Origin of the sequence: Streptococcus mitis, assembly GCF_946190115.1 — a bacterium.
GTDB lineage: Bacteria > Bacillota > Bacilli > Lactobacillales > Streptococcaceae > Streptococcus > Streptococcus mitis_CO.
Genome location: NZ_CAMHZG010000071.1, coordinates 1 through 249 on the forward strand (window position 1 = coordinate 1; position 249 = coordinate 249).

Genomic DNA, 249 nt, shown 5'->3' on the forward strand with positions numbered 1-249 from the left:
TCTACCTCAGCAACCCCAAGCGCCGTAGCGTCTACATCAGCTTCAACAAGCGCCGTAGCTTCTACATCAGCATCCACAAGTGCGGTAGCCTCTACATCAGCGTCAACAAGTGCCGTAGCCTCTACATCAGCAAGCACAAGAGCGGTAGCCTCTACATCAGCAAGCACAAGAGCCGTAGCATCTACCTCAGCGACAACAAGTGCGGTAGCGTCTACGGCAGCAAGGACAAGAGCCGTAGCATCTACGTCA

The 249-nt window shown here is 54.2% G+C and carries 1 protein-coding gene; it reads right to left on the reverse strand.

Annotated elements, in window-relative coordinates; translation table 11 throughout:
• Positions 1–249: hypothetical protein (locus N8L90_RS09465; RefSeq protein WP_419991967.1), on the reverse strand; the 249-nt coding region annotated here is incomplete at both ends.